This is a genomic window from Kitasatospora sp. NPDC018058 (assembly GCF_044327205.1).
Lineage (GTDB): Bacteria > Actinomycetota > Actinomycetes > Streptomycetales > Streptomycetaceae > Kitasatospora.
On record NZ_JBIRFA010000039.1, the window covers coordinates 48,458 to 74,733 of the forward strand.

Sequence of the window (26,276 nt, forward strand, 5' to 3'; positions counted from 1 at the left end):
GTCATGCCTGTGCCTTCGTCATGTCGGTGGTTTCGATGTCGAGCAGATCCGTCACGCCGAAGCGCTCGTACACCCAGTCGTCGTCGTACACGGTGTTGAGATAGCGGTCGCCCAGATCGGGGGAGACCGCGAGCACGGTGGCGCCCGGCGCGATCTCGTCGCGCATGGACCGCACCGCGGCCAGCACGGTGCCGGTGGAGCCGCCGAGCAGGAGACCGTAGGTCCTGGCCACGTGGCGGCACATCATGACGGTGTCCCGCTCCTCGATCAGGACCTTGTCGAAGGACCTGTCGTCGTGGAAGATCTCCGGCCGTCTGCTCGCTCCGAGCCCCGGTATCCACCGCCGCCCCGCGGGCCCGCCGAAGGTCACCGACCCCAGCGTGTCCACCGCCACGATCCGGGTGGCCGCCCCGGTGGTCCGCACGTACTCGACGCAGCCCATCAGGGTGCCGCTGGTGCCCGTCCCGACGAACAGCCAGTCGGGCTCCCCGAAGCCCTGGAAGATCTCTGCGGCGGTGCCGTCCCGGTGGGCCCCGGGGTTGGCCGGGTTCGTGTACTGGTTGAGCCACACCAGCGACGGGTCCTCGGCCAGGAGGCGATGGAGCAGGCGGATCCGGGTCTGCAGGAACCCGCCGTTGGCGTCCTGCTCGGTCACGACCGTCACGTGCGCGCCCATCGCCCGCATGAAGCGGATGCTGTGCTCGTTGGCGTTCGGATCGGTGATCACCATCAGGTGGAAGCCCTTGGCGGCGCACACGGAGGCCAGCGCCATGCCGAGGTTCCCGGAGGTCGACTCGATCAGCCGCGCCCCCCGCTTGAGCACGCCGTCGGCCTCGGCGTTCTCCACCATCGCCCGAGCCACCTTGAGCTTGATGGACCCGGCCGGGTTGAGTCCCTCCAGTTTCAGGTGGGTCGAGAACTCCTCGACAAAATCGGGTAGTTCGAGGAAGGCGTGGGGCGCCCCCAGCTCGTGGGCAGCCTGCGCCCTCACGGTCGGACCGCCTTCCGGACCTGCTCGGCCAGGAAGTCCGGCCGGGTCGAGTTGAGGTGATGACCGCCGTGGCCGGCGATGCTCAGGTCGAGCTCGCGGGTCAGCCGGGCCCAGCGGTGCACGTGCTGTTCGTGGTGCCGGGTGAGCGGGTCGTCCGCGGCGAGCAGCAGCGACAGGGGGCAGTCCAGCGCGCTGCCGGCCGGCAGCGCCAGCAGCCGTGTCCAGGAGCGGGCCGAGGCGGCCGAGTCCCGCCGGAAGTCCTGGGCGATCCGGCGCAGTTCGGCCGCCGGCAGCCCGGCCTTGTCCAGGCCGGTGTACTGCCCGAGCCACTGCCACACCTCCTCGTCGCCCCGGCGCAGCGATTCCTCCGGGTCGTGGTCCGCAGGGTCGTCGGAGCGGGGCAGGGACGCGACCACGAAGACGTGTGCGGGCTCCTGGCCCCGGCGGCGCAGCGCGAACGCGGTGTCCACGGCCGGCGCGGCGCCCGCCGAATGACCCAGCAGCACCAGCGGCCCCTCGGCCCGGTCGGCCACCGCGGCGGCCAAATCCCGTACGTCGGCGCCGTCGGCGAGGGCGTGGCCGAAGTCGGCGGCCAGCACCCGCACCGGCGCCCCCGCCTCGTGCAGTGCCCTGGTGAAGGCGAGATAGCTGGCGGCCGTGCCTCCCGCGAAGGGGAAGCAGACGACCGTGGCCAGGGGGCCGGAGGTCGGCAGCCCGGCGATCGCGGTCAGATCGGTGAGCGGGTCGACGCCGCGACCCGCAGCCGACCCGTCCCCGGCCCGCTCGGCGGCCACGCCCGGAGCCGTCCGGGCGGCCAGCGCGGCCAGCGCCCGCGGCGTCGGATGGTCCACCACGTCCCGCAGGGACACCCCGGGCAGCCTGGCCGCGAGCCGCATCGCGGCCAGCGAGTGACCGCCGAGGTCGAAGAAGCCGGCGGTGGCCGAGACGGTGTCCGCGGGCACGCCCAGGATCTCGCCGAACGCCGCGATCATCGCGGACTCGGCGGCGTTCGCCGGGGGTTCGATCACCTCCCGGTGGCGGTCGGTGAGGGGGCGGCGGCTCAGTGCGGCGCGGTCCACCTTCCCGTTGCGGGTCACCGGGAAGCTCTCCAGGCGTTCGAAGACGTCCGGCACCATGTACCGGGGGAGCGTCCGCGCGAGCGCCGCGGACAGCGCTCCGGGCGACGGCTCGGCCGTGCCCGTGTACCAGGCAGCGAGCCGGTCCCGGCCGCCGTCCCGGCGCACCAGGGCCACGGCGTGGTCCACGCCGGGCACCGCGGCCAGCGCCCCCTCGACCTCGCTCAGCTCGATCCGGAAGCCCCGCAGCTTCGTCTGGTGGTCGCGGCGGCCGGCGCAGTCGAGGATCCCGCCGGGCAGCCAGCGTCCGATGTCACCGGTGCGGTAGAGCCGTCCGGACACCGACGGGAGCGTGTCCAGGGTGTTGGGTACGAACGCCCGCGCGGTGCGCTCCGGGTCGTTCAGGTACCCGAGCCCCACGCCCGTCCCCGTCACCAGGATCTCGCCGTAGGTGCCGAACGGGACGGGCCGGCCGTCGGAGTCGACGATGTGGATGTTGGTGTTGGCGATGGGGCGGCCCACCGGCAGGCGTTCGCCGGTCGCCGGGCCCGTCAGCACGTGGTGGGTGACGTCGTCGGAGGTCTCGGTCGGCCCGTACGCGTTGACCATCGGCACGTCGTAGCGCTCGAACCAGCCGTGGCTCAGGGCGGGCGGGAAGGCTTCCCCGGTCACCAGGTTCCAGCGCAGGGCCGGCAGCGCACGCGGACGGTCGGCGAGTTCGCCGAGCAACGCGTCCAGGAACGAGGGCACCACCTCCAGCACGCTGACGCGCTCGTCCTCCAGGGCCCGGGCGAAGCCGGGCAGGTCGGTGACGAGTTCGGCGTCGAGGACGACCGTGGTCCCGCCCACCACCCAGGCCGCGAGCAGCTGCCACACGGAGATGTCGAAGCACTGGGTGGCCACTTGCGCCACGACGTCCTCGGCCGTCATCCCCAGGGCGTCGACCTTGGCAAGCAGGTGGTTGAGCATGCCCTCGTGGTGGATCAGCGCGCCCTTGGGCTCGCCGGTCGAACCGGACGTGAAGATCAGGTAGGCCGGATCGGCCGGAGCCGGAGCGGCGCCGGGCGCACGGTCCCCGGACGGCTCGGCCGTCAACTCCTCGTAGCAGAGCACTGCGGGGCCATCGCCGTCACCGGCCAGCCCTTCTGCCAGCGCGTCCCGGTGCCGGGCGCCGGTGAGGACGTGCCGGCTCGCGGAGCGGGCCAGCATGGCGCGCAGCCGGGCGGGGGGATCGGTCGGCTCCTGCGGCAGGTACACCGCGCCGAGCCGCAGCACGGCCAGGACGCTCACCGCCCACCCGATGCCGCGGTCCATCGGGGTGGCGACCACGTCACCCGCCCGGACCCCCGACGCGTGCAACCGGTCGGCGAGGTGAGCGGACGCGGTGTCCAGCTCCCGGTAGGTCAACGTGCTGCTCCGGTGGCGTACGGCGATCCCGTCGGGCCGGGCCGCGACCTGGGCCGCGAACAGCCCGAGCGTCCCGCCCTCCGGCAGCTCCCGCACCGGGCCTGCCAGGCCCGTGGTGAGCAGCTCCAGCTCCTCCTCGCCCATCAGGGCTGTCTCGCGGACCCTGGACTCGGGCCGGGCGGTCAGCAGCTCCAGGGCGCGCCGGTAGTAGCCGGCGATCCGCTCGATCTGGTCGGCCGGGAAGACGTCGCGGTAGTAGTGCAGCGACAGCGCGACCTCGCCGCTGAAGGCGTCCTGCCAGAACTCGGCGCGGAAGGGGAACTCGGTCTCGCTGGCGACCTGGCTGCGTACGAGACGCAGCCCGTGGTCGCGGCGCAGGTCGTCGAGCAGGTGGAAGTGCGTGAAGTTGAAGACGGCCTCGAACAAGGGCTCCTGGACCTGCCGCACGCGCTTCATCTCACCCATCGGGTAGCGCCGGTGCGGCAGCAGTTCGGTCTCCGTGCGGTACACCTCGCGCACCAGGTCGGCCCAGCTGCCGTCGCCGACGCGGACCCGGAACGGCACCGTGTTGAGGAACAGGCCCGCGATCCGGTCACCGCCGACGACCTCCGGCCGGCCGCTGTGCTCATAGCCGGTCAGCACGTCGCCGGAGCCGGTGACGAAGGCGAGCACGGCCACGTGCGCCGCCATCAGGACCGACTTCACCGGGACGTTCAGCCGCTCGGCGACGCGCTCGACGGCGGCCGGGACCGGGGCCGCCAGCGGGACGTCGTGCATGACCACGCCGGGGGCCTGCGTGGGGGCCGCGGGGTCGAAGGGGTACCGGGGCAGCCGGACGCCGTCGTGGTCGTCGAGGACGCCCTGCCAGAACTCACGGCTGTCCGCCGACGCCACCGCGGCGCGCTCCAGGCGGACGAAGCGCTCGTAGTCGGAGCCGAGCGGGGCGAATTCGGGCTCCCGGCCCGCGCGCAGTGCCAGATAGGCGGCGAACAGGTCGTGATGGACCACGGTGACGCTCCAGCCGTCCAGCGCCGCCGCGTGGTAGCTGAGGCTGTACTGGTAGCCGCGCTCGCCCAGCAGGTGCAGCCGGACGCGCACCAGGCCGCCCTGCTCCGGGCGGAAACTGCGGGCCAGCTCACGATCGTAGAAGCCGGCCAGCTCCCGTTCCTGCGCGGCCTCGTCCAACTCGGACAGGTCCGTCACCTCGACGAGGTCCGGCGCATCGGCGTGAACAATCTGTAGCGGCTCGCTGTAGCCGGACACGTGCAGCGAGCTGCGCAGCATCGGATGACGGGCGGCGGCCGCGTCCGCGGCCGCGCGGAAGGCGTCCAGCACGAGGGGCTCGCCGACGCGGTAGCTCACCACGTCGTGGTAGAGCCCGGGCCGGTGCCCGGTCAGCTCCACCTCGTACAGCAGGCCGGCCTGGAGCGCGGACAGCGGGTAGGCGGCCACGGCGTCCGGCGGCAGCAGGGCCTCGTCCTCGCGGGTCAGCGGGCTCGCCTCCTCCGCCACCTCGCCCCGGGGCGCACCCTGGCGGACGAGCGGCTCCAGGCCGGCCAGCGTGGGATGGGCGAACAGGTCCTGGAAGGTGAAGTCGAGACCGCCGTGCTGCGCCTCGGCCAGCACCCGCACGATCTTGATCGAATCACCGCCCAGGGCGAAGAAGTTGTCCTCCACCCCGATGGTCTCCACGCCGAGCACCCGGGCCCAGATCTCCGCGAGCCGGACCGCGACCGGGCTCGTCGGGGCGGGGCCCGAGGCGTCGGTGGTCGGCCGGGGCGGCGGCGGGAAGGCCTTGACGTCGCGCTTGCCGTTGTGGGTGGTGGGGATCGCCGGCAGGGTGACGATGAACTGCGGGACCATGTAGGCGGGCAGCTCGGCCGCCAGCCGCTCGCGCACCGCCGCCTCGTCGTAGCCCGGGCCGGGCACCACGTACGCGCACAGGCTGCGGTCTCCGCCGTCGTCGAGGGCGAGGACGGCGCAGGCGGCGACACCGGGCGTGGACTCGGCGACGTGCTCGATCTCCGCGGTCTCGATCCGGTAGCCGCGGATCTTCACCTGGGTGTCGATCCGGCCGAGGTACTCCAGCGTCCCGTCCGGCAGCCAGCGGGCCAGGTCGCCGGTGCGGTAGCCGCGCCCGCCCGGCAGTTCGGGGTCCTCGACGAACCGCTCGGCGGTGAGCTCCGGCGCGTTCAGGTACCCACGGGCCAGACCGGCCCCGCCGATGCACAGCTCGCCCGGGGTGCCGACCGGGGCGGTGGTGCCGGCCCGGGTGCGCACCCGCAGGACGATGTTGTCGATCGGCCGCCCCAGCGGGACGCCGGCCCGGGGGTCGAGGTCCGCGCACGGGAAGTGCGTGACGTCGACGGCCGCCTCGGTCGGGCCGTACAGGTTGACGAGCTCGGCACCCGACGGGCCGGTCAACAGCTCCGCGAAGCGGACGGCATGGGCCGTGCCCAGGGCCTCGCCGCTCGCGAACACCCGTCGCAGCGACGCCAGCGCGCCGGGGTCGCGTTCGATGTACTGCAGGAACACCTGGAGCATCGACGGGACGAAGTGCATGACGGTGGCGTGGTGTTCGCCGATCCGGGAGACCAGCGCCGCGGGGTCCTTCTCGGCACCCGAGGCGAGGGTGCACACGGATGCCCCGGCGAGCGTCCACCAGAAGATCTCCCACACGGAGACGTCGAAGGTGAACGGCGTCTTGTGCAGGATCACGTCGTCGGGGGTCAGCGGGTAGGCGCGCTGCATCCACACCAGCCGGTTGACGACGGCCCGGTGCTCCAGCATGACCCCCTTGGGGCGGCCGGTGGAGCCGGAGGTGTAGATGACGTAGCAGAGGTCGTCGGGTCCCGCGCCGCCTTCGGGTGCCAGCGCGTCGCCGTCGAGGACGCCCGGCTCGCTCACGTCGAGGAAGGTCCCGGTGGCCGGGACCACGTCCCGCGTCGTACCGTCGCCGACCACGATGCCCGCCCGGCTGTGCTCCAGCATGTACGCGATGCGGTTGGCCGGCAGGGTCGGGTCGATCGGCAGGTAGGCGCCGCCCGCCTTGAGGACGGCGTAGATCGTGGTGAGGGTGAGTGGCGAGCGGGTGAGACACACGCCGACGACCGTGCCCGGGCCGACGCCGGCGGCGCGCAGCCGGTGCGCGAGCTGGTTGGCGCGACGGTCCAGTTCCCCGTAGGTGGTGCCGTCGTCGCGGATCGCGACCGACTGCGGGCTCCGGGCGGCCTGTCGCTCCAGGAAGCGGTGGAGCGGGACGTCGCCCGGGAAGTCGCGCGCGGTGGCGTTGAACCCGGCGATCGCGGCACGCTCGGCGGGGGAGGCGTCCAGGAGGTCCGCCACCGGGGCGTCCGGGGCGCGGGTCACCGCGCCGAGCAGGTGGACGCAGGAGTCGGCCAGCCGCCGCGCGGTGTCCGCGGTGAACAGGTCGGCGCGGTAGCGCAGCACGAGGTGCGGCTCGGCGTCGCGCAGCCGTACGTCGGCGTGTACCACGCACCCGGCGTCCGCCGCCTGCGCCGCGGAGAGCTCCCCGTCGACGCCGGCCGCGAAGTCGGTTGGCAGGTGCCCCTGGGAGCGCATCAGGTGCGCGACGGGCACGTCCAGGTGCGCGGTCGCCTCCTGGTAGGCGGACCGCGCGGCGCCGAGCAGCTCGCGCGGCGTGGTCTGCCGAGTGACGGTCACCCCGAGGGGGAAGGCGACGTCCCGTGCGGTCGGGGAGCGCCGGTAGCCGGTCACCACCTGCACCTGCTCGGTGTCGGTGGCGCGTGCGCCGAGCATCGCGACGACGGCCGCGACCAGCACCTGGGCAAGTGCGGGCCGGTCCTTGACCATGGCGCGGCAGCGGGCCGCGCAGGCGGCCGACAGCGGCACCAGGACCTGGTCGTGCGAGGGCTCGCCCGCGTGGGCCAGGAAGTCGCGGGGCAGGACGGTGGGCTGTTCCCAGCCGGCCAGCAGCGAGGTCCAGTACGCGGTCTGCTCCGGGAAGGCATGGGTGGCTCGGCTGAGCTGGAACGCGGTGGTCATGGTCTCTTTCGTGTCCACGTCGGCGGCCCTCACAGGTCGAAGTCCGGCAGGTCGACGGCCGGTGTCGTGCGGCCCGCCCGGATCACGGGGGCCGCGGGATTGTCGAGCAGCTCGGTCACGGCCTCCAGGTACGCGTCGAGCAGCCACTGCGCGGATGCCCGGTCGTAGAGGTCGGTCGCGTACTCCAGGTCAAGCCTCAAGGCGTCGGGCCGCAGGTAGGCCTGGAGGTTGAGGTCGAAGCGGGTGGTTCCCGGATTGACCAGTTCGGTACGGGCGGTGAGCCCGCCCCGGCGCACCTCGTGGAAGTCGATGTCCTGGAGCGCGAACAGCACGTCGAACAGCGGGTTGCGCCCCGGCTCGGGCATCAGCCCGAGCCGCTGCGCCAGCTGGGGGAACGGGGGCCCCTGGTGGGTGAGCGCATCCCGGGCCAGCCGGTCCGCCTGCGCCACGAGGTCGCCCAGGGTCACCGGGCCGTCGTCCAGCCGCACGCGCAGGCAGGCCGTGTTCACGAACATGCCCACGACGGCGTCGAGATCGGGATGGACCCGCCCGCTGGTGGGGGTGCCGACGGTGAAGTCGCGGCGCCCGGAGATCCGGGCCAGCGTCGCGGCCCACGCGGCGAACAGCACCCCGAACGCCGTCGTGCGGTGCCGACGTGCCGCCGCGCGGACGTCGGCGCATTGCTCGGCTCCCAGCACGGCACTGACCATCGCTCCCCTGGTGGCCCGCACCGGCCCGCGTGGGCGGTCCACGGGAAGCACCGGCGCCGTGGGAACGTCCGCCAACTGCCGCAGCCAGTACTCCTCGTCCGCCGCGTCGTCTCCGCGCACGGCCCGGTCGCGGGCCCAGTGCGCCGCCGCGCGGTAGTCCGCGCCCTGCTCGGGAAGCGGCTCGCCCGCGTACGCGGTCAGCAGTTCCTCGACCAGGATGCGCAGCGAGACCCCGTCGAAGACCGCGTGGTGGGTGTCGAGGTGGAGCTCGTGCCGGTCCGGGCCGGGAGCGCGCACCAGCAGGGCGCGCAGCAGGGGTGCGCCGTCGGGCCGGTGGGGCCGGAAGGGACGCACGAAGCCGGCGACGGTCCGCTCGTCGGGGGCGGGCAGGAAGGTGAACTCCGGTGCGGCGGGCGGGCTCGGCTCCTGGCGGACCCCGTCGGCCCCGACGGTGAACTGCATTCGCAGCGCCCCGTGCCGGGCCACCAGGGTGCCCAGCGCCGTTCGGAGCCGCTCCGGGTCCACCGGCCCGGTCAGCTCCAGGCGCACCGGGATGTTGTACGCCAGCGATTCGGGATCAGCCTGCCAGATCGCGAACAGGCCTTGCTGCTGGGGATGGAGGGGGACCGCGCCCGGTGCCGGCCGGGGGATCGCCGGCACCGGGGCGGAGCTTGTGGCCGCCAAGGTGCGGGCCATCTGGGCGAGCGAAGGCGCGGCGACCGCCTCGGCGTACCGCAGCGTGACGCCCTCCCGGGCGAGCCGGCCGATGAGGACGCCCAGCAGCAGCGAGTTGCCGCCGAGTTCGAAGAAGTCCGCCTGCGGGCCGATGACCTCGGCCTCGACGTCGAGGACGTCGGCCCAGAGCCCGGCCAGACGGGCCTGGCCGGGCGTGAGCGTGAGGCCTTCGCGCCGCGGTGCCGGCCCGGCCACGGCCGGTGGCAGGGAGCGCCGGTCGACCTTGCCGCTGGACGTCAGGGGCAGCCGCTCCAGCATCACGAAGCGCTCCGGGCACAGGTACTCCGGCAGCCGCTCGCGCAGCGTGCGCCGCAGCGCCGCGCTCTCGACACCGGGCGCCACCACGTAGGCGGCCAGCGAGCGCTCCTCGCCAGGCTCGCCGACGATCGTGGTGTACGCGTCGGCCACGCCCTCAAGCGCCTGCAGCGCCGCGTTGACCTCGGCGAGCTCCACGAGATGGCCGCGGATCTTGACCTGGTCGTCCTGGCGGCCGTGGAAGTGCAGCAGCCCGTCCTCGGTGGCGTGCACCAGGTCGCCGGTGCGGTAGTGGCGCTCGCCGTCCACCAGGACGAACTTGCGTGCCGTCAGCTCGGGGTCGCCCAGGTAGCCGCGCGCCACCCCGGCGCCGGCGGTGTACAGCTCGCCGACGGTTCCGGCGGGCACCGGGCGGCCCTGCTCGTCGCAGACCCGCACGCTCGTGCCGGGAACGGCCCGGCCGATCGGCAGGGGTCCGTCGGTGTGCCCGGGCACGGGGAAGACCGTGGTGACGACGGTGTTCTCGGTCGGGCCGTAGCAGTTGACCACGGTGAGTGAGGGACTGGCCTCGCGAACCTGGCGCACATGGACGGGGGACACGACGTCACCGCCGGTCAGCAGGGTGGTCAGCGAGCCGAAGGCCGCCGGGTCCTCCTGGGCCATGCGGTGGAACAGTGGGGCGGTGACGAAGGCGATGCTCACACCCTGCTCCCGGATCGCCTGCGCGAAGCGCTCCGGCACGACGGCCGTCTCGTGGTCCACGACGTGCAGCGACGCGCCGTTCAGCAGGGCGCCCCAGATCTCCAGGGTCGCCGCGTCGAAGGCCAGCGACGCGGCCTGGAGCACGCGCTGGGCCGGCGACAGGTCGAGGTAGCCGATGTCCTTGACCAGGCGCAGGATGCCGCGGTGCTCGACCATCACGCCCTTGGGGCGCCCGGTGCTGCCCGAGGTGAACATCACGTAGGCCAACGGGGACTGCCCGGCCCGGGGCGCCTCGTGCGCCGGCGCCGCCCCGCCCGGCGCGTCGCCGAGGCGCAGCAGTTCCTCGACCCCGCAGGTGCGCACGGGCTCCGGTGCGGTGAACCGCTCGCGCACCGGCTCCGGGCACACCACCAGGCGCAGCGCGGCCCTCTCGGTGATCTGGCGGACGCGGTGCTCGGGGTAGGCCGGATCGATCGGCACGTACGCGCCGCCCGCCAGGACGACGGCGAGCAGGGCGACGATCGAGTCGGCCGAGCGGTCGAAGGCGAGGCCGACCAGCGTCTCGCGTCGCACGCCGAGCCGGCGCAGCCCGGCGGCGACACCGGCCGCCCGGTCGTGCAGCTCTCGGTAGGTCAGCACGCGGGAGCCCGCGACCAGGGCGGTGGCCGACGGGCGGGCCCGGACCTGTTCGAGGAACGCGTCCTCGATGAGGCCGTCCCAGGACGGGGGGTGCGTCATCGGTGTTCTCCAGGTACGACCGGGGGAATGGGCCCCCACAGGGACGCGGGGTGTGTGGTGGACGTGGGAAGTCAGCGGTTCGGGAGATCTCTCAGATCTCGCAGACTCGGCGATCTCAGAGGTCGAGGACCAGGCGAGGGCTGCGGGACCGCGAGACGCAGATGAGCATCAGGTCGCCGGCGGCGCGCTCCTCCTGGGTCAGGAGGCTGTCGCGGTGCTCCACCGTGCCCTCGAGGACGGTGGTTTCGCAGGTGCCGCAGGTGCCCTCCTCGCACGAGGCGAGCACCGCCACGCCCGCCTCGCGCAGCGCCTTGAGCACCGAGGTCCCGGCGGGCACGGGCACCGACCTGCCGCTGCGCTTGAGGACGGCCTCGAAGTCCGAGTCCACCCCCTCGCAGCCGGCGGCGGACGGTGCGGCGGCGAACCGTTCGGTGTGCAGCGTCAGTTCGGGCAGCACGGCGCAGCGCTCCTGCACCGCATGGAGCAGCGGCTCGGGCCCGCAGCAGTAGACCCGCCCACCCGCCGGTACCTCGGACAGCGGCCCGTCGAGATCGAGCAGCCCGTACCCGTCCTGCGGAACGACCGTGACGCGGTCGCCGTAGCGGGCCAGTTCGGGCAGGAACGCCATGGACGCCCTGGTCCGCCCACCGTAGAGCAGCCGCCAGCGGCTGCCTCTGCGTTCGGCCTCGGCGAGCATCGGCAGCAACGGGGTGATGCCGATGCCGCCCGCGATGAACAACAGGTCGTCGGCGGGCAGCAGCGGGAAGCGGTTGCGCGGGCCGACGACGCGCAGGCGGGTGTGCACGGCGAGTTCGTCGTGCACCTCGATCGACCCGCCGCGACCGTTGGGCTCCCGCAGGACGGCGATGCGCCAGGTGCCGGCCCGGTCGTCGGGGCCGCACAGCGAGAACTGCCGTACGAGCCCCGACGGCAGCACCAGGTCGATGTGCGCCCCGGGGTCCGCGGCGGGCAGTGCGCCGCCGTCGGACGCCGCCAGTTCCAGGCCCAGCACGCCCGCCGCGAGTTCGGTCCGCTCGCGGATCAGGACCTCAAGCGTGTCGCGAGCCATGTCTTCCGCCCTTCGGGGCTTGGTGTGGACGGTTACGGGTTGATCTTGCGCAGCATCGCGCGGGCGGCCAGGCCGCCTGCGTCGATCTCGACGCTCAGCTCCTGTGTCCCCGGCGGCTCGCTGGCCACGACCTGCTCGAGGACGGTCAGGGCGTCCAGGTCCTGCTGGACGACCTCCTGGTTCATCGTCAGCAGCGAGTGGCTGACGGATTCGTCGTCCAGCGCGAAGTCGCGGACCACGGCCCAGAAGTCCCACGTGCTGTTCTCGGTCTCCGGAGTGAGCCCGTGCAGGATCTTCACGTGGGCGCCGCCCTCGTCCCCGTTCGGGCCGACCGGTGTTCCGTGCGGCGCGACCCGCACGTTGTTCACCCAGAACGCGGGCGGCTGGAACGCCACGTCCTGCCAGCGGTCGATCGGCGTGGTGTAGCCGGTCGTCTTCTCGTAGAAGGGCGGGCACGCCACGGCTTCCATGTGGCGCGAGAAGGTGACCCGGTTCCGGACGTCATCGACCTGGGTGGTGAAGGGCGTGCGGGCGATCTCCGGCGTGCCGATCAGACCCGCGTGCAGGTACGTCTCGTGGGACAGGTCCATGAGGTTGTCCATCAGCAGGCTGTACCGGAAGGGCGAGTGTGCCATGTCCTCGACCGACGCCCACTTCGGGTCGTCCAGCCAGTGCGCGTCAGGCACCAGGGCCGGATCGGCCTTGCTCTGGTCGCCGATCCAGACCCAGATCCACCTGTCCTGCTCCACCACCTGGTAGCTCGGCACCCGCGCGGTGCGCGGAACGCGGTCCTGACCGGGCACGAAGGTGCAGGCCCCGGAGCAGTCGAAGACGAAGCCGTGGTAGCCGCACTCGATGGAATCGTCCTGGAGCCGGCCCAGCGACAGCGGGTAGCGGCGGTGCACACAGCGGTCCGCCAGGGCCACGGGCCGTCCGTCGCGGCTGCGGTAGAACACGATCGGTTCGCCGCAGATCGTCCGGCTGAGGAGCTCTCTGCCCACTTCCTTGCTCCATGCAGCGACATACCAGTAGTTCTGCGGAAAAGCACTCATTGAGCTCTCCTGTAGAGATGTCAGTGGGTGTCGCGCGCAAGTCGTCACTGAATCGACGGCCGACAAAGCCCGCTCGCGAGTGGCGGACGCGTCATTGTGACCCGGCCGTCACTGCGGGGGAACGGTTGGCCCAGCGCGATTCGACGGGGATCAACGATACGTTCGTCAACCGCCGTGTCAATCGCGGTTCCGCGCCCAACTCGGCTTCCGAGGCGAGTGCTTGACATGACCGGATCTCTCCGACTTCGATGTGGCGCGTCCCGTCGATCAGGCTTTCTGTCGCAGTTCCGGGACGATCTCCCATCCATCTGTCGGATCGGAACGGCCGGGATGCGTGGGTTGCGTCCGGCGTGAGAGGAATCTCCATGGAATTGGTCCACCATTCTCCGGGAAAAAGTCTGCGGCTGAGCCGCCTCATCAATCCGGTGTCCGGCCGGACCTTCGTGGTGCCCCTTGACCACTCGGTCGCGGACGGCCCGATCGCTTCGGCCCCGGCCGTGCGCGACATCGCCCTCGCGGTGTCGCGCAACGGCGGGGACGCCCTGCTGGTCCACAAGGGCCGCATGCGGTTCCTGCCGGCCGACGTCCTGCGCGGCACGGCGCTGGTGCTTCACCTGAACGGCATCACCCGCCACGCCCCCGACGCCAACGCCAAGGTGCGGCTCGCCGAGGTCGAGGAAGCCCTCGAACTGGGGGCCGACGCGGTCAGCATCCACATCAACATGGGCTCCGACACCGAAGCCGAGCAACTGGGCGACCTGGCCAGGGCCGCCGAGGGCTGCGCCCGCTGGGGCCTGCCGCTCATTGCCATGGTCTATCCGCGCGGACCGCGGGTGACCGACCCGACCGACCCCGACCTGGTGGCGCACGCCGCGAACCTCGCCGCCGACCTCGGTGCCGACATCGCGAAGGTGCCCTACACCGGCTCACCGGTCACCATGGCCGAGGTGGTGCGCAGTTGCCCGATCGGCATCATCACCGCGGGCGGCGCCCCGGTGGGGGGCCGGGAGCTGGCCCGGACCGTCGGCGACGTCGTGGCCTCCGGCGCGCTCGGTGTGGCCATGGGCCGCAACGTCTGGGCCTCGCCCGATGTGGCGGCCACCGTGCGTCTGGTCGCCGACGCCCTGCACCTGCCCGCCGTCGACCCCACCGGCGGCGACATCCCCGTCCGTACCCCCTCCAGCCCCGACCGCGAGCTCGCGGCGGTTTACCCCGCACCCGCCCAGACCTGACCAGCACACCAACGAGGAGTTCGCAATGAAGCTCACCTGGATCGACGTCCGCGGGCTGAAGGACCTCACCGCGCCCGTGATCGAGGAGGCGGTGCACGTCGGCATCGCCGGGTTCGTCTCCGACGACCCGGAACTGCTGGCCACGATCCCGCCGAACAAGAGCAAGGTCGGCCTCATCCTCCCGGACACCCCGCAGCCCGCGGCCGTGAAGCTGGCGGAGATCGCCGACGTCCTGGTGGTCGACCACACCCTGGCCGGGAAGTACGAGCCCGCCTTGCCCACCGCGGAGAAGGGTGTCTTCGTCACCGTCACCGGTGAGGAGTCGCTGGCCGTCGCCTGCACGGTCGCCTCCACGGCGGCCTGGACGCTGGTGGAGTTCCAGCAGGACCCCAGCAAGATCCCGCTGGAGATCCTGCTGGGTGCCACGGACAAGGCTGAGGGCAAGCTGATCACGGTGGTCACCGACCTGCAGGACGCCGAGATCACCCTCACCGTCCTGGAGCGCGGTCCCGAGGGCGTCATGCTGCGCCCCGACGCGGTGGGCGAGGCGACCACGCTCACCGAGATCTGCCAGGAGGGCACCGAGAAGCTGCAGTTGGAGGAGCTGACGGTGACCAGGCTCGCCCACGTGGGCCTGGGCGACCGGGTGTGCGTGGACACCTGCTCCCACTTCAAGCAGAACGAGGGCATCCTGGTCGGCTCGCACGCCACGGGCATGATCCTGGTGAGCAGCGAGACGCACCCGCTGCCGTACATGCCGACCCGCCCGTTCCGGGTAAACGCGGCCGCGCTGCACTCCTACAGCCTCACGCCGGCGAACCGGACGCGCTACCTGGCCGAGCTGCGCTCCGGATCCGAGCTGCTGGCCGTGGACACCGAGGGGAACACCCGGCGCATCGTGGTCGGCCGCATCAAGATGGAGAGCCGCCCGATGCTCCTGATCGAGGCGCAGTCGCCCTCGGGCGGCACGGTGAACGTGATCGCCCAGGACGACTGGCATGTGCGGGTGCTCGGTCCCGGCGGCAGCGTCCACAACATCACCGAGCTGAAGCCGGGGGACGTCATCCTCGGCTACGCGCTCACCGACCAGCGGCACGTCGGCTACCCGATCCGGGAGTTCCTGCACGAGCAGTGATCCCGCGTCCTTCCTCGGCCCCCTCGACCGCACCCGGTCGTGGGGGCCGACACGTTTGCGGGACGGGCGGGACCCGGCCGGCGCGTGCCGACCTCACTCGATCAGCAGCGCGAGGGCGCCCTTCGTCGACTCGTCGGCCGGGAACCGGGCCAGCAGGTGGACGCGGGGGTTGTCCGCGGCGATCAGCTTCGACTGCCGCAGGACGAGCCGGCCCGCCCTCGGGTGCGTGAATATCTTGTCCACGGTCTGGTAGTCGGCCACCTCGTGCCGCTGCCAGAAGCGGGCGAAGTCGGGTACGGCGGCCAACAGATCGGCGACGACCGCCGCGAACCGCGGGTCGCCGGGCTCCTCGTCGGCGCGCACGCGGAACTGGGCGAGCACCTGGCTGGCCTGGGCCTTCCAGTCCGTCATCAGGAAGCGCGCGGGTGGCCAGCCGAAGATGACCCAGAGCATGTTGCGCCGCTCGACGGGCAGCGCGGCGTAGTCCGTGAAGAGAGCGGCCTCGGCGCGGTTCCAGGCCAGGACGTCCCAGTGCTGGTCGAGGAGCACCGCCGGGTTGGGTTCCAGCGCCCGCAGCATGGCGTCGAGCTGCCCGTCGGAGCCGGGGCAGCTGTGCGGGTCCCCGAGCTCCGGAGGCAGTTCGTCGCAGAGCCGGTACAGGTGCCGGACCTCCGGCGGGGAGAGCCTCAGGGACCGCGCGAGGGCGGCCAGAACCTGGCGGGAGACCTTGATGTCGCGGCCCTGCTCCAGCCACGTGTACCAGCTGAGGCTCACCCCGGAGAGCGCGGCCACCTCCTCGCGGCGCAGGCCCGGAGTGCGGCGGCGCGACGAGTCGCAGATCCCCACGTCGTCGGGGGACAGACGCTCGCGTCGCGAGCGCAGGAAAGCTCCGAGCGCACGGCGGCCGGGGTTGCCGGAAGGTGTCCTCACTACCACCGGCGCAACGCTACCAGCCAGGCCTTGCCCGCCCCGGCGGCGCAAGGGGCGGCGGAGCGGCGGGTGTTCAACTGTTCGGAACGGAGCACTTGAACACCCGCCGGGGCCGGGCGGGACCCGGACGACGCCTCACCAGCGGCCGGTACCCGGGCCGGCGAATCGGCCGCCCGCACCCGTCGGCGGAATCCGAGCGGACGCCCGTTCCGCCGAGGACTCCGCCTTGGTGGAACGGGGGTGGGGTGACATCGAGCTGAGGCTCCGTTACCGTAATTTTCGCGTACGTCTTTCGGTAATGAAGAGACGGAAACGTGCTCGGCGGGCCGTGAGACGTTCATTCGGTGACTCCCTCCCGCCGAAGATGATTCGGGTCGGACGAGCGGACCCCGGCCTGCCGAATGTCTCCGGTGCGTTGGCACGCCTTTGCGGGAACAATCTCCCGGGAAGCCGTCTCAATGCCGAGAAGCGACGCTGCTTCCCCCTCTTCTTCTTGTTGGTGCAGACCCTTCCTGCGGAGGCCGTCACCCCCTTGCGGGATGAGCCGGCCGAGAAGCGGCCGGAATAGTACTTCAGGAGGCGAATCACCCATGGCGACCGCTGGGGCATCCCTGCGAATACAGCTCCTGGGACCGGTGCGCGCGTGGCGCGGCGGGGTGGAGGTGGTGCTGGGCCCGCCCAAGCAACGAGCCGTCCTCGCCCTGCTCGCCAGCCGCGCCGGCGACGTCGTGGGCGTTGAGGACATCGCGGACGCGGTGTGGGGCAGTGTCGTCCCGCGGACGGCCGCCAACGGCGTGCACACGTACGTGGCCGGCCTGCGCCGCGTCCTGGATCCCTGTCGCGGCCGCAGAGCGGCGAGCGCGGTGCTCGGCTTCCAGTCCGGCGGGTACTGCCTGCGCGTGGACCCCGCGGACGTGGACGCCACGCTCTTCGTCCGACGCCTCGGCGAGGCACGGAAGTCACGGGGCGAGGCCCCCGCCGAGGTGACCGCGCGGTTGTACGAGAAGGCCCTGTCCCTGTGGCAGGGCGAGGCGCTCCACTCGGTTCCCGGGCCCTTCGCCGTACTGGAGCGGGACCGGCTGCGGGACCTGCGGTTGACGGCCGTCGAGGAATGGGCCCTGGACATGCTGGCGGCGGGGCGACACGCCGAGCTGGTCACCGAGCTGACCGGCGCGGTGGCCGAGGAGCCGCTGCGCGAGAAGCTGCGCTGGCTCCTGATCTCAGCGCTGTACCGCGGGGGCCGGCAGGCCCACGCCCTGCAGGTGTACGAACAGACCCGGGAACTGCTGCGCCGGGACCTGGGCATCGAGCCGGGCGCCGACCTGCGCCGGCTCTACCAGCAGATCCTGTCCGGACACCCGCAGCCGCGCTCGCCCGGCGCGGACACCGGGTCCCTCCCGTTCACGAGCCGGCGGCCGATGCTCCAGGGCACCCCCAAGCCGGCCCAACTCCCGTCGCTGGCACGGGGCTTCGTGGGCCGGGACAGAGAGCTGGCGTGGCTGGAGGACGTCGTCACCGGTGAGAGCAGCGGCGGCGCGACGACACCCGTGGCGGTGGTCGACGGACCGGCCGGGGTGGGCAAGTCGGCGTTCGTCCTGCAACTGGCGCACCGACTCCTCGACCACTTCCCCGACGGCCAGTTGTACGTGGACCTGCGCGGAACCGGACCGGAGGGCCGCACCGTCAGCGCCGTCGACGCCCTGGGGCAACTGCTGGGGAGCCTGGGCGTGGACGGCGCGCGGATGCCCCCGGGCCTGGCCGCCCGAGCCGCCCTGTACCGCAGCCTGCTGCACGGCCGGAAGATGCTGGTGGTGCTCGACGACGCGCACAGCCCCGACCAGCTGCGGCCGCTGATACCGCGCGGATCCTCCTGCGTCCTGGCGACGAGCCGGCAGCGGTTCAGCGGGCTCGCGGCGCGCGATGGTGCGCACCTGGTCACGATCGGCCCGCTGCACGAGGAGGAGTCGGCGCGGCTCCTGACCGACCTCAGCGGGGGCCGACTGCGCGGGCAGGGCCCGGTCACCGCGCGCCTGGCGGCGCAGTGCGGCGGGCTGCCGTTGGCGTTGCGCATCGTCGCCGAGCGCCTGGCGGCCAACCCCGGGATGCCGCTGGACGCCCTGATCGAGCCCTTCGCGGCGGAGCGCGGCCGGCTCGACTGGCTGATGGTGAAGGGTGACGCCGCGGCCAGCATGCGCGGCGCGTTCGACGCGTCGTACCAGGCGCTGCCTGCGGACGCGGCCCGGATGTTCCGTTACCTGGGCCTGTACAGCGGGACGTTGACGGAGGAGATCGCCGCCGCGCTCGCGGGAACGGACCGGGCCACCGCCCGTCGGCTGCTCTCGGTCCTGGCCGCCAACCACCTGCTGGAGGAGGGGCCGGACCACCTGTACCGCTTCCACACCCTCGTGGGCCTCTACGCCGCCGAGTGCGCCGAGCACGAGCTGGCGGCCCGCCGCCAGGAGGCCCTCGACCGGCTGAGCCGTCTGGCGCCGGCCCAACCGTCGTCTCCCGGGCCCGCCGACACACCGACGACCAGATGTCTGGCCGGCGTCGCGCACTGAGCGGCTGACCCGGGGGTCCGCGCTCGGCACCGGCGACTCCGGACGACGTGCCCACGAGGTGCTCACCAGCCACCCTACGGAGGAACCCATGGAACCCACAGACGCCTCAGGCGGTCAACGCCCCACCGCCAAGGGCCTGTTCGTCCCGGTCCACGAGCGCGGGCGCGTCCATCTCATCAGGCTCTTCCGCACCCCGCTGGGCACCCGCACCGTCGTCGGTTTCACCTCGCGGGCACGGCTGGCCACGGCGCTGGGCGACGACCAGGCCTGCGTCGAGCTCGCCGAGCCGATCCTGCGGGAGCTGGTGGAGCCGCTGGGGGTGACCCGGTTGATCGTGGACCCGTACCTGGTGGCCGCGCCGGTTTCGACGCAAACCGTCCCGTCCGCCGTCGCGGACCGCCGACCGCTGGAGGTCGAGCCGTCCCTCCCGGGCGGCCGTCGCCCGGGAGGCGCGGGGTAGGCGGGGAAGAAGGGGCGGGGCGGGGTCAGCCCACGGCGGAGCGCATCCGGTCCAGGATCTCCCGCAGAAGAGTGGGGGACGTGCCGAAGTTGAGCCGGACGAAGCCCGCGCCACCGGGCCCGAAGGTGCGGCCGTCGTTCAGGAGGACACGGGCCTTCTCCAGGAAGAAGGTGTACGGGTCGGTGGGCAGGTCCAGGGACCGGCAGTCCAGCCAGGCCAGGAAGGAGCCCTGTGGGGGGGTGTACCCGATGCCGGAGGGCAGCTCCGCCCGGATCAGCTCGGCGTTGCGCTCCAGGACCGGCCGCAGCTGGGCCAGCCAGGAGTCACCCTCCCGCCACGCCGCCAGGGTGGCGGCCACACCGAAGGTGTTGGGCTCTCCGTACAGGTGGGTCGGGGAGGCCAGCGCCGCGCGCACCTCGGCTGCACCGACGTGGGCGACCGCGCACCGGACCCCCGGCACGTTGAACGCCTTGGTCGCCGAGGTCAGCGTCACCGTCCGCGCTGCCACCTCCGGCGAGAGGGAGCCGAACGGAATGTGCCGGTGGGAGCCGTGCACGAGGTCGGCGTGGATCTCGTCGGCGATCACCAGGAGGTCGTGACGACAGGCGAGTTCGGCGAGCTCTTCCAGCTCGGGCCGGCTGAGCACCCGTCCGGTCGGGTTGTGCGGATTGACCAGCAGCAACACCCGGCAGTTGCCGTCGGCGAGCTCGCGGTCGAGCCGGTCGGCGTCGAAGACCCAGCCGTCGTCCCGGCGGACGTACGGGACGGAGATCAGACGCCGTTCCATGCTCGTCACCGTGGCCAGGAAGGGCGGATACGTCGGAGTGTGCACGGCGACGCCGTCACCCGGCCCGGTGGCGACCGCCAGGACGGCCTGGAGGCCCTGGTTGATGTCGGTGAACTCCCGTACGTGAGCGGGATCGAGCACCCAGCCGTAGCGTTCGCGCATGCGCTCGGCGAACGCGGCGCGCAGCGGGATCTCCTCGGGGCGCCCGTCCCATGCGGGGTATCCCACGTCCTCCTGCGCACAGCGGACCAGCGCCTCCCGTACGGCGGGCGCCGGCGTGAAATCCATCTCCGCGATCCATGCCGGAAGCACATCCGGTGCGGCCCGGTTCCACTTCACCCCCGGGCGGCAGGTCAACGATGAGAGCTCGACGTCCTCGAACACAGCCTTCTCTTTCCTGTCCGCAATCGCTCTCCAGCCATCCCCGGCCCGTCGCCGGGGACTCCTGGGATTTCCGCCCATCGAACTCGACCAACATATCCCGGCAGCCCACGCGGCCCGCCACCTCGTGAGGGGGAGCGCTGATGCTAGGACTTCTTGTCTCCTGGCTCGCACCATGCACCCGTCAGACGCTGGAGCAACCAGCATCAGCGCGTCGCAGAAAGGCCGTCAGATGTCCCAAGACACCCGGCTCGGCAGGACCGGCCCCGAACCGTCGTCGAGCGCGCAGAGCGGGTCGGCACCGCGGCCGGCGGAGGCCGGGAGTGTGCCGCCGGTCCTGCGAGTGGCCTGTTTCCTCAGCAACTTCGACCGGTTCGCGATCACGCCCCTCCTGGTGGCCGTCGCCGCCGGATTCCACGTCCGGCTCGACGAGGTCGTGCTGGTCGCGAGCGGCTACTTCTTCGCGTACGGGTGCGCCCAGCCGGTGTGGGGCATGTTGTCCGACCGGTACGGGCGCATGCGCGTCATCCGCTTCTCGCTCGCCGCCGCGGCGGTGTGCGGGCTGGCTTCCGCGGCCGCGCCGAACCTGACCGTCCTGGTGGTGCTGCGGATCGCCACCGGAGCCTTCTTCGGGGCCGTGGTCCCCACCTCCCTGACGTACGTCGGGGACACCGTTTCCCCCGCGGTGCGTCAGCGCGCCCTGTCGGACCTGCAGGTGGCCCTCGCCATCGGCACCGCAGCGGCCACCCTGGTCGCCGGTGGGGTGTCCGAACTGCTCAGCTGGCGGGCGATGCTCGCTCTCTCCGCGGTGCTGGCGGCGATCACGGTGGTCGCCACGCGTGGCCTGTCGGAGTCCCGGACCTCGACCACCCTGCGCCGCCCCACCGAACAGCTCGGCTCGGTGCTGCGGCTGAGGTGGTCCTGGGTGGTCATGGGCTTCGGCCTGGTCGAGGGAGCGGTGCTGCTCGGCTGCTTCACCTTCCTGGCCCCGGCCCTGCAGGCCCACGGGGTCGGCATGATCGGCGCGGGCGGGGTGACCGCCCTCTACGGGGTCGGCACCCTGGGCTTCTCGCGTCTGCTCAAGCTGGTGGCGACGCGGCCCCCGTGGACGCTGCTGGCCGCGGGCGGCGTGATGATGGCGGGTGGCTTCCTGATCGCCTCCCTGAGCCTGTCCGTGGTGGCCATCGGGGTGGCCGCGGTCCTGCTGGGAGGCGGCTGGTCCTTCTTCCACTCCTCGCTCCAGACCTGGGCCACCACCTTGGTGCCGGCCGCCCGCGGCACCGCCGTCGCGCTGTTCGTGTCCGCCCTGTTCGTCGGCAGCTCGATCGGTTCGGGCCTCGGCGGTCCGCTGACCGAGCACGGGCACTACCAGGAGCTGTTCGCCCTCGCGGCGGTCACCGCGGTGCCCCTGACCGTGCTCGCCGCCTGGCTGCGCACCAGGTACACCCCTACCGACTCCTGACCTCGACGGGGGTCGGGACACCGGACCCCAGGGCGCCGTCCTCACCCCCGGAGACGGCGCCCTGGCCCCGGCGGGCGAGCAGCCAGTACATGACCGCCGGCAGGACCAGGCCGACGATCCACGAGATGTCGGCGCCGCCGAGCCGGGCGACCAGCGGTCCGGTGTACAACTCGGTGGAGAGGAAGGGCAGCTGGGCGAGGATGCCGACCGCGTACGTCGTCAGTGCCGGTCCGTTCCAGGCGCCGTAGCGGCCGCGGGGGTCGGCCAGGGCCTCGATGTCGTAACGCTCGTTGGACAGCAGGTAGAAGTCGACCAGGTTGATCGCGCTCCATGGCGTGAAGAACGTCAGGAGGCACAGCAGGAAGGTCGAGAAGGACTCCAGGAAGTTCCCCCGGCCGAGCAGTGCGAGTGTTGTTCCGGCGAGCATGATGCCACTGACGTAAAGGCTTCGGGCGAGCGGCCCGACCGGGCCGATCCGACGGAATCCGCTGATCCCGGTGACGACGGACATGAATCCGCCGTAGGTGTTCAGTACATTGACCGTCAATTTCCCGAAGGCGACGGAGAAATACAGCAGCACCGTGACGGCGGCCGAGCCGCTCATGCCGACGATGTTCCCGACCTCGTCGCCCTGCCCGCCCCCGTGCCAGGCCGCCGTGAGCGCTCCGAAACCCATCGCCCACTGCGCGCCGAGCACGCTGCCGCCCATGGTCGCCCAGAACACCGAGCGCGGCGCGGTGTCGCGCGGCAGATAGCGGGAGGAGTCCGCGACGTACGGGCCGAACCCCAGCTGCCAGGAGGCGGACAGGGACATCGCGAGCAGGAACAGCGGCACCGAGAAGTGGTGGTGTCCGAGGAGCGATCCGAGCGGCGCGGTGCGCACCAGCTCGACGCTCAGGTAGAGGAAGGCGAGGGCGCCGACCGCCGCCGCGAGCTTTCCGACGCGATGGATCAGCCGGTAGCCGACCGCGGCCGTCACCGCGGTGGCGAGCGCGAAGATCACGATGCCGGCGGTCTCGCCCGTGTGCGTGAGGTGCCCGACGGCCTGCCCGGCCAGCACACTGCCGCTCGCGAAGAATCCGATGTACATCACGATCGAGCAGACCAACGGGACCGCCGCCCCTTGGACCCCGAACTGGGCCCGGGAGGAGACCATTTGCGGCAGTCCGAGCCGCGGGCCCTGGGCGGCGTGCAGGGCCATGACCGCTCCGCCCAGAAGGTTTCCGGCCAGGAGTGCCACCAGGGACCACAGTGCATCGAGTCCGAACACCACGGCGAGCGATCCGGTGACCACCGCGCTGATTTGCAGATTGGCGGGGAACCACAGGGTGAACAGACTGAACGGTCTGCCGTGCCGTTCGTTATCGGGGATGAAATCGATGGAATGCCGTTCGACGAGCCCGCTCAGCGGGCCCACTTTTCTCTTCTTCGGCATGGAATCTCCGCGGAAGGAATTCGGTGGATAGCGGACCCATGATGGCCCCGGTCGCTGAGTGAGTGTCAAGAAGCAGCGGATTCCGCTCGGTTGTGGATGTGGCGGGCGCGGGACCGCACCAAGTGATCGACGTCGCCGCGGTCCGGCTCGGGGCAGCCCGCCTCGCCGGCGGGGACGGTGGAGTCCGGGCCCGCCCGGTCGGACGTCCGGTGCACCGGTCGGGCGGGGCCCTGGCGCGGCAGTCGGAGTCGCGTCCTCCGGGCGGTGTGAAGGAGATCGCCTGACGCCCTCTCGGCCGAGTTCGCTGGTCAGTGGCCGCCAACCGCCAACCGCGTTGCCCCGTCACACGGTTGTTCGGACCTCGGCCTGGCGGTCGGTTCAGAAGAAGTTGGGACAGTCGGTTTAGTTTCTTGGTAGCTTCAGTGCGCCAAACGTTGAACCGACGATGCCTGAGGGAGGCGTTGATGCTCGACGCGTCAACGGCAGACGGGGCCGGGCCGCCAGCGCCGGACACGTCTCAGCAGCAGCCAGTCACGGAACTGATCCCCATCAACTCATTGGTAGCGTCCGACTCACCACGAACGGCCGGTGAGAGCGCAGCTCACGCCGAGATGCTGGCCGAAGTACAGACCCCGCTGCCGCCCATCGTCGTGCACCGGCCGACCATGCGGATCGTCGACGGCATGCACCGGGTTCAGGCGGCGGTGCTGCGAGGAGAGGACTACGTCCGGGTTCAATTCGTGGACGGCACGGCCGACGACGCCTTCGTGCTGGCCGTCCGGCTCAACGCCGAACACGGCATGCCGCTGTCGCGCCGGGACCGGGTAGCGGCGGCCGAACGCATCATCGGCAGCCATGGCCAGTGGTCGGACCGCCGCATCGCCGAGGTGACGGGTCTTTCGCCGGTCACGATCTCCGCGCTGCGCAAGCGAACGACCGCCGACACCGACCAGGTGAAGGTCCGCACCGGCCGCGACGGGCGTTCCAGACCGGTCAACAGCGAGGCCGGCCGGCGCCGCGCCGTCCAGGTCATCGCGGCCCGCCCGGACGCTTCGTTGCGTGAGATCGCGCAGGAGGCGGGGATAGCCCCGGCAACGGCCAGGGACGTCCGCCAGCGCATCCGCGAGGGCAAGGACCCGGTTCCGGCCAAGCTCCGCAACGCCGAGCAGGCCGGCGGCGAGGCGGGCGGGCGCAGGGGGCGCGAAAAGGTCGTCGCGGAGACCGCGGCGCTCGGCGCCCGGGTGGAGTCCGTCGTGGTCGCCGGGCCCGACCAGTTCGCGAGCCTGCGCAAGGACCCCTCGCTGCGCTTCTCCGAGTCGGGACGGGCGCTGTTGCAGCTCCTCGCGGCGAACGGGATCGACGACGCGCGGTGGAGGTGGATGATGAGCGGGGTGCCGGCCCACCGCTACGCCGACATCGCCCGCGCGGCCCGGATCTGCGGAGAACACTGGCTGGACTTCGCCGAGCAGCTGGAACGAGGCAGCGGGATGCGCGCACGCCGCGCCGTGTGAGCGGGACGGCCGACAGCGTCCCGAGCCGACGGCGCCCGACCCGCACCGCTGCGGCGGCTTACGGGAACACGATCGTTCGTCGTCGGGACCGAACGGGACCGTCGAGACCGTCCTCGACCGCCGCACACACCGGTTCGTACGAGGTGGGCGGCCCGGTGCGCCCCGCTGGTCGGCGGGGTGCTGCCGGGCCGTCCGCCGGGCGGGAGGGAGGCCGGCCGGCGTGCGGCGGGAGGCGGACCCGGGACCGGTCGAGTCGCTCAACTCGCCCCGCTGACAACGGGGGCGTGCCCGGGGCCGGTCCTGGCCAACGCGTTCGGGGCAGCGGGCTCCATGCGGTCAACATAGCACCGGCCCCGGTCCAGTCAACCCCGCCGGTCGAACGGAGGGCGGGGGCTCCAGCGAAACTCCAGGCGGCCCGGCCAGACTCGAGGGGTCGCGGTCCTGGCCCGCCGCGCCGAAAGGCCCCTCGAAGAACCTTGGGTTCTACTGGTCGTCGCAACACCCCAGCTGAGGGGATGCGATGGACTTCGAGATCCGCAGGGACCGGAAGCCGCAAGGGGGTAGGAAGCTCCGGGCCGAGCGGGCGGAATACTTCCGGCTTGTGGATCAGGGCTACAGCAACAAGGAGGCGTCCCGGCTGGTGGGCGTCCACGAGCGGACTGGACGCGAGTGGCGCAACGGCCGGATGGATCCGAACAGGTTCCGGGCGCCCGCTCGATTCGAGCGGGCGCCCGCCACTGTGTCCGGCCCCTCCCGGTACCTGAGCGAGGACGAGCGGATCCACATTGCCGACCGGCTGCGGGAGAAGGCAACCGTCCGTGTGATCGCGGCCGAGCTGGGCCGCAGCCCGTCCACGGTCAGTCGGGAGATCCGGCGCAACTGCCATCAGGGCAGCGGAAATACCGGCCTCACGCCGCCCAGGCCCGCGCCGACGAGCGCCGGCCCCGTCCCAAGCCCGGTAAGAACGCCCGGAACACCGAGCTGCGGGACTTCATCCAGCACCGCCTGGACAGGAAGTGGAGTCCGGAGCAGATCTGCCAGGCTCTACGGGACAGGGGAGAGTGATCCTCAACCGGGCTACCCAATGATCACGACTCAACACGCGCCCTCCCGCTGGCTTTCGCGCATCGGGACCAACGACGCGACGGCGTGTCCCGGATGCCACACGAGGCCGGTGCCCTGTGAGGTCGGCCGGGCCGGAAGCGCGGTTGGTGCCTGACCGGCAGTCACGTCCCTGGATGGAGTGCAACCTCCACCGACCGCTCACCCTGGCGGAGATCGCTGACCACGCCGCGATGAGCGTCCGCAGCCTCAACCGCCGCTTCCGCGCGCAGACCGGCAGCACACCCCTGCAGTGGCTGCTCCGCGCCCGCGTCGACCTGGCCCGCGAACTGCTCGAAACCACCGAACTGTCCATCGGGCAGATCGCCGACCGCACCGGCCTCGGCGCTGTCCGATCTTGGTGGCTAATTCCAAGTTCCTTGCGATGCCCCAGAGTTGAGATGCTTTGGGGCGGCCCGGGGAGAGGTGTGGGACTTGCTCCTTGGGCCAGGGGTGGCGGCGTGGGCACGGTGCAGTGGATCATGAGCGCTGGTGATCTCTCGGGCCTCGTCTTGGATCG

16 protein-coding genes are annotated in these 26,276 nt (G+C 72.2%); 8 read left to right on the top strand and 8 right to left on the bottom strand.

All coding sequences use genetic code 11. The features are described 5' to 3' along the window. Position 1: 1 nt before the first annotated feature. The 5 genes from sbnA to ACH4E7_RS35970 all read right to left on the bottom strand — a co-directional run bounded on the left by sbnA (position 2) and on the right by ACH4E7_RS35970 (position 12,761). Positions 2-991, bottom strand: coding sequence for a 2,3-diaminopropionate biosynthesis protein SbnA (gene sbnA, locus ACH4E7_RS35950; protein ID WP_396253386.1), 990 nt, complete (start codon positions 989-991; stop codon positions 2-4). Further along, positions 988-7,500: an amino acid adenylation domain-containing protein gene (locus ACH4E7_RS35955; RefSeq protein ID WP_396253387.1), complete on the bottom strand. Its 6,513-nt coding sequence runs from the start codon at positions 7,498-7,500 to the stop codon at positions 988-990. The genes sbnA and ACH4E7_RS35955 overlap by 4 nt, the downstream gene beginning before the upstream one ends. A gap of 29 nt (positions 7,501-7,529) precedes the next feature. Then, the gene (locus ACH4E7_RS35960) at positions 7,530-10,640 is read right to left on the bottom strand and encodes an amino acid adenylation domain-containing protein (RefSeq protein WP_396253388.1); all 3,111 of its coding nucleotides are present in this window, start codon (positions 10,638-10,640) and stop codon (positions 7,530-7,532) included. 115 nt (positions 10,641-10,755) lie between these two features. Continuing rightward, positions 10,756-11,709, bottom strand: coding sequence for a PDR/VanB family oxidoreductase (locus ACH4E7_RS35965; RefSeq protein ID WP_396253389.1), 954 nt, complete (start codon positions 11,707-11,709; stop codon positions 10,756-10,758). Between the two features lie 32 nt (positions 11,710-11,741). Then, positions 11,742-12,761: a Rieske 2Fe-2S domain-containing protein gene (locus tag ACH4E7_RS35970; RefSeq protein ID WP_396253390.1), complete on the bottom strand. Its 1,020-nt coding sequence runs from the start codon at positions 12,759-12,761 to the stop codon at positions 11,742-11,744. A 365-nt stretch (positions 12,762-13,126) separates the two neighbouring features. Here ACH4E7_RS35970 and ACH4E7_RS35975 point away from each other — a divergent pair, with 365 nt between their 5' ends. After that, positions 13,127-13,993, top strand: a complete 867-nt coding sequence (locus ACH4E7_RS35975) for a 2-amino-3,7-dideoxy-D-threo-hept-6-ulosonate synthase (RefSeq protein ID WP_396253391.1) — start codon at positions 13,127-13,129, stop codon at positions 13,991-13,993. A gap of 25 nt (positions 13,994-14,018) precedes the next feature. Continuing rightward, positions 14,019-15,128, top strand: coding sequence for a 3-dehydroquinate synthase II family protein (locus ACH4E7_RS35980; RefSeq protein WP_396253392.1), 1,110 nt, complete (start codon positions 14,019-14,021; stop codon positions 15,126-15,128). Between the two features lie 93 nt (positions 15,129-15,221). Here the strand turns inward: ACH4E7_RS35980 and ACH4E7_RS35985 are convergent, their stop codons facing one another. Continuing rightward, a complete protein-coding gene (locus tag ACH4E7_RS35985) occupies positions 15,222-16,064 on the bottom strand; it encodes a helix-turn-helix transcriptional regulator (RefSeq protein WP_396253393.1) in 843 nt (280 codons plus the stop codon). Between the two features lie 584 nt (positions 16,065-16,648). Between ACH4E7_RS35985 and ACH4E7_RS35990 the strand changes: the two genes are divergently transcribed. Together ACH4E7_RS35990 and ACH4E7_RS35995 are read left to right on the top strand one after the other, a co-directional pair. After that, the gene (locus ACH4E7_RS35990; RefSeq protein ID WP_396253394.1) at positions 16,649-18,619 is read left to right on the top strand and encodes a BTAD domain-containing putative transcriptional regulator; all 1,971 of its coding nucleotides are present in this window, start codon (positions 16,649-16,651) and stop codon (positions 18,617-18,619) included. 88 nt (positions 18,620-18,707) lie between these two features. Continuing rightward, complete coding sequence (locus ACH4E7_RS35995) at positions 18,708-19,079, top strand: SAV_915 family protein (RefSeq protein ID WP_396253395.1); 372 nt, start codon at positions 18,708-18,710, stop codon at positions 19,077-19,079. A gap of 25 nt (positions 19,080-19,104) precedes the next feature. On the opposite strand, the gene ACH4E7_RS36000 is transcribed toward ACH4E7_RS35995, so the two are convergent. Further along, on the bottom strand, positions 19,105-20,154 hold the full coding sequence (locus ACH4E7_RS36000; RefSeq protein ID WP_396253396.1) for a MalY/PatB family protein: 1,050 nt from the start codon (positions 20,152-20,154) through the stop codon (positions 19,105-19,107). A 436-nt stretch (positions 20,155-20,590) separates the two neighbouring features. Here ACH4E7_RS36000 and ACH4E7_RS36005 point away from each other — a divergent pair, with 436 nt between their 5' ends. Further along, positions 20,591-21,709, top strand: coding sequence for an MFS transporter (locus ACH4E7_RS36005; protein WP_396253397.1), 1,119 nt, complete (start codon positions 20,591-20,593; stop codon positions 21,707-21,709). On the opposite strand, the gene ACH4E7_RS36010 is transcribed toward ACH4E7_RS36005, so the two are convergent. Then, on the bottom strand, positions 21,696-23,144 hold the full coding sequence (locus ACH4E7_RS36010) for a purine-cytosine permease family protein (protein WP_396253398.1): 1,449 nt from the start codon (positions 23,142-23,144) through the stop codon (positions 21,696-21,698). The genes ACH4E7_RS36005 and ACH4E7_RS36010 overlap by 14 nt on opposite strands. Before the next feature lie 464 nt (positions 23,145-23,608). On the opposite strand from ACH4E7_RS36010, the gene ACH4E7_RS36015 reads away from it, so the two are divergent. The 3 genes from ACH4E7_RS36015 to ACH4E7_RS36025 all read left to right on the top strand — a co-directional run. Continuing rightward, entirely contained in the window at positions 23,609-24,655 is a 1,047-nt protein-coding gene (locus ACH4E7_RS36015) for a ParB N-terminal domain-containing protein (RefSeq protein ID WP_396253399.1), read from the top strand. A 520-nt stretch (positions 24,656-25,175) separates the two neighbouring features. Further along, entirely contained in the window at positions 25,176-25,874 is a 699-nt protein-coding gene (locus ACH4E7_RS36020; RefSeq protein ID WP_396253400.1) for a helix-turn-helix domain-containing protein, read from the top strand. 19 nt (positions 25,875-25,893) lie between these two features. Continuing rightward, positions 25,894-26,276 (top strand): helix-turn-helix domain-containing protein (locus tag ACH4E7_RS36025; RefSeq protein WP_396253401.1); only part of this gene is annotated, 383 nt, incomplete at its 3' end.